Source organism: Siphonobacter sp. (assembly GCF_048595215.1).
In the GTDB taxonomy this organism is placed as follows: Bacteria; Bacteroidota; Bacteroidia; order Cytophagales; family Spirosomataceae; genus Siphonobacter.
In genome coordinates, this window is sequence record NZ_JBMDWJ010000270.1 from 1 (window position 1) to 4135 (window position 4135).

Annotated in this window: 4 protein-coding genes and 1 pseudogene; all 5 read left to right on the plus strand. The window is 49.7% G+C overall.

Going from position 1 to position 4135, the window contains the following annotated elements; all coding sequences use genetic code 11:
* The coding region (locus tag ACOJTG_RS16740) for a Crp/Fnr family transcriptional regulator (protein WP_420154879.1) at nucleotides 1–487 on the plus strand (487 nt) is incomplete at its 5' end.
* Between the two features lie 55 nt (nucleotides 488–542).
* Nucleotides 543–1823 (plus strand): NCS2 family permease, encoded by a 1281-nt coding sequence (locus ACOJTG_RS16745; RefSeq protein ID WP_420154880.1) that lies wholly within the window; start codon nucleotides 543–545, stop codon nucleotides 1821–1823.
* 12 nt (nucleotides 1824–1835) lie between these two features.
* Nucleotides 1836–2687, plus strand: coding sequence for a 5'-methylthioadenosine/adenosylhomocysteine nucleosidase (locus ACOJTG_RS16750; protein WP_420154881.1), 852 nt, complete (start codon nucleotides 1836–1838; stop codon nucleotides 2685–2687).
* A gap of 85 nt (nucleotides 2688–2772) precedes the next feature.
* A complete protein-coding gene (locus tag ACOJTG_RS16755; protein ID WP_420154882.1) occupies nucleotides 2773–3870 on the plus strand; it encodes an Ldh family oxidoreductase in 1098 nt (365 codons plus the stop codon).
* A gap of 13 nt (nucleotides 3871–3883) precedes the next feature.
* Nucleotides 3884–4135: pseudogene (locus ACOJTG_RS16760) on the plus strand (aminodeoxychorismate lyase); the annotation flags it as partial.

Below are 4135 nucleotides of genomic sequence, written 5' to 3' on the forward strand. Positions count from 1 at the left end.
TGAAACACGCACGTTTAAGAAAGGAGACTATTTTATTCACCAAGGAGATCACATCGATGAAGTCGCTTTTATCATCGAAGGTGTGATGCGGGTTTTTCGTACGGACAAGGGTAAGGAAGTTACCTTGTTTCTGAAAGACGAGAATTCTTTTGTAACCAGTGTAACGGGATATTCAGCTCATCGCCTAAGTCCCTACACCGTACAAGCCTTGGAGGATTCTACCTTACTGGTCATGAACAGTGAGCGTCGTAAGGCTCTTTTTGAAGAATCCCTGGCGTATCAACGTTTCTCCATGATGATGCTGGAGCGTACCATCCAGGATATGGAAGGACGTATTGATTCGCAGATTGCTGACAATGCGGCCCGCCGTTACCTACGCCTGTTACAGGATCATCCCTCGCTGATTCAACGTGTTCCGCAGTACCATTTAGCCTCGTATTTGGGGGTTACTCCCGAGTCGCTGAGTCGTCTGCGTAAATATCTTTAATTAGAAAACATTCGTATTTTGATCTTTTTTGATGGAAATTGGGGACATGAAATCTATGGATCATGTCCCCATTTCTATTCGTACTGAATTACTAGCCGGCGTCACCAGTTTTCTAGCCACAGCGTATATAGTGGTAGTTAATCCTTCCGTTTTATCCCTCGCCGGAATGCCCTTCTCGGGTGTATTAACCGCTACCGTTCTCGTTTGCTTCTTCTGTAGCCTGATGATGGGGCTGTATGCTAAAAGCCCTTATGTGGTGGCTCCGGGTATGGGTCTCAACGCGTTTTTTACCTTTACCGTCGTGCAGGGCATGAAGGTCCCCGTACCTACGGCTTTGGGTGCCGTATTCTGGTCGGGCGTTTTCTTCCTGATCATTTCGCTATTCAACGTACGCGTTCTGCTCATTAAAACCATCCCTAAATCGCTGCGGTACGGTATTGCCGCCGGCATTGGGCTATTCATTACCCTGATTGGTTTCAGTAACGCCAAATTCGTTGTCGCGAATCCCGCAACCATGATTAGCATTGGTCCACTGACGCCCGCGGTTTGTACCTTTCTGGTAGGCCTGCTTCTCACAGCAGTTCTCATTCAGAAGAAAGTACACGGAGCCCTACTCTGGGGAATTGTACTGACGACATTACTAGCCTTATTACCCGGTAGGCTGGATGAGGGTCCTCGATTGGTTAACTGGCAAGGAGTAGTTGCCGCCCCGGATTTTAGTTTGCTTTTTCAACTGGATCTGAAAGGTTCTCTGAGCTGGTCGCTGGCACCCGTCATCTTTGCTTTTGTATTTACCGATCTGTTCGACAGCCTGAGCACGTTTGTAGGCCTGGCAGAAGCCACGGGCCGACTGGATGCCGACGGAGAGCCGTTGATGTTGAAAGAATCCTTGCTTACTGATGCCGTATCAACTACGCTGGCGGGACTGGTTGGTACGAGTCCCGGTACGGCTTATGTCGAGTCGGCGGTTGGTATTGAAGCCGGAGGACGTACTGGACTGACCGCTATTACGGCGGCGTTCTGTTTTCTGCCCTGTTTGTTTTTATCGCCCTTGTTGAGCATGGTACCTTCCGTGGCTACGGCCCCCTCGCTGGTGCTGGTGGGGGTACTTATGATGAAAACGGTTACCCGAATTCCTTGGGACCAGTGGGAGGAAGCAGTACCCGCTTTTCTGGCCATGGTACTCATTCCCTTTAGCTATAGCATTACGCAAGGAATCATTTGGGGCTTTTTAAGTTATGCGGTGCTAAAAGCAGCCAGTGGTAAGTTTCGTGAATTACCTTTGGCGTTTTGGTGCATCATCGCTTTGTGCGTGGCCGCCCTGATCGTAGAATAAGCTCCTTACTTCATGAAAATTTGTACACTCGTACTCGTAGGTTTGCTCGGAATCTGTTTCAATCTTTCTGCTCAGCTTACCTATTCCACTACGCCGGACGCTCAAACCAAATTTCCCCGAAAAAGTAATAATCTGACGGCGATTATGGGTGCTTTCGCTGATGAAGTAGAAGTGCTTAAAAAAGAAATAAAAGGTCGCCGTGAACAACGCATCGAAGGATTGACGTTTTACACGGGTAGTTTGGAAGGTCGGAAAATTGTATTGGTGCAGGGTGGAATCGGAAAGGTAAACGCTGCGTTAACCACGACGTTATTGTTGGAACATTTCCGGCCCCGCGAAGTGATTTTCACGGGAATCGCCGGCGGCCTGAATCCAAAATATCAGCCCGGAGATATTGTAATGGCCACCAAAGTGGCCTACCACGATTACGGTCGCGTACTGAAAGAGGGAATGACGGTTCGACCTACGCGTAATCCGTATAACTTTCAGGAAAACCCGCTGTATTTCCCGGCTGACTCATCGTTGTTACTCGTAGCAGGCGTGGTCATTCCGAAGGTGAAACTGGAAAAAGTGGGCACTTACCAACCGACCATTTACAGCGGTACGGTCGTAACGGGGGACGTTTTTATGGCTTCTGATTCCGCCAGTCTGTACATCCGTCGGACTATGCAGGCCGATGCCATTGAGATGGAAGGAGCGGCCGTCAGTCAGATTTGCTGGCAGCAACGCGTACCCTTTCTGATCATTCGCAGTCTTTCGGATAATGCCAACCATTCGGCTTCAGTAGACATGCATACCTACGGACCGATTGCGGCCCGAAACTCAGCGGCTTTGGTAAAAGCCTTGCTCGAACGCCTGAAGTGATCCCTCAATCTTTTTCCATTCTGACCTTCAACTGATATTTTTGTACCGAAAAACTAAGTCACGCTGGTCGTGATTGTACGTGTGAATGATTGATCATCGATTACTTAATGCCTTCGTTCGGGATATTTTTCTAGCCATGGGTTGCCCCGAATCCGAAGCTACGCTGGCGGCTAATGTGCTGGTTTCTGCCGATCTACGTGGCATTGATTCCCACGGCGTAGCCCGATTGTCCGGCTATGTCCGGCTGATGGATCACGGTCGTCTGAATCCGAAACCCCAGATGCGGATCATCCATGAAACGCCTTCTACCGCCGTTCTGGATGGTGATGCTGGTTTAGGACTCGTCGTGGCTCCACGAGCCATGGAGATTGCGATGGAAAAGGCCGACAAAGTAGGAACGGGTTGGGTCGCGGTACGAAATTCCAATCACTTTGGTATTGCCGGTTATCACGCCTCTATGGCCCTGGAACGGGATATGATCGGTTGGTCCATGACCCACGCCGGACCGCTGGTGACACCTACGTTTTCGAAAGAGCGACTCCTCGGAACGAACCCCATCTGCGTAGCCATGCCCGCCAAGGAAGAACCTCCCTTTTTACTGGATATGGCTACTACAACGGCCGCTTACGGCAAATTGGAAATTCTCCAGCGGAAAAATCTGGATACGCCCACCGGTTGGGTACAGGACGCCGATGGACAGCCCACTACCGATGCCAATGCCGTACGGAAGGGCGGAGCCCTGCTACCGCTGGGAGGGGATCGTGAACACGGTAGTCATAAAGGCTACGGACTGGGAGCGATGGTCGATTTATTTTCGGGCATACTTTCTGGAGCCAACTACGGACCCTGGGTTCCTCCCTTTGCTACGGCCGGTTTCATGGCTGCGGAAGAAGGTGTAGGCATTGGTACGGGTCATTTTCTGGGGGCCATGCGGGTGGATGCGTTCCGGCCAGCGGATGAATTTAAAACCCATTTAGACCAATGGATTCGTAGATTCCGCTCGGCGGAAGGACTGAACGGGGAAAGTGTCCGCATCCCGGGCGATCCGGAGCGTGAAATGGAAGCCATTCGTCGGACGGAAGGAATTCCGGTATTAGCTCCTGTAATCGCTGATTTAAAAAGCCTGGGCGAACGTTTCGGCGTATCCTTTCCCGGCGAAATGAATAATTCTCCTAGCGTGTAACCTATTTCGACCCATGGTTCGTAATAAATTCTTCAAATACTTTATCATCATCGTATCCATTCTGGCTCCGATTGTTTCGTTTTACCTCTGGCAGATTTTTTACACGGCCAATCTGAATACAGAGAAAGACCGGGATTTCTATTTATTAATTCCGAGTAAATCAGCTCGTTTTGAAACCGTTATTGATTCGTTGAAAGCCAATAAAATGGTAAACAACGAAATGTATTTTCGCTTTCTGTCGAAAGTTCTCAAGTACCCTGACCAC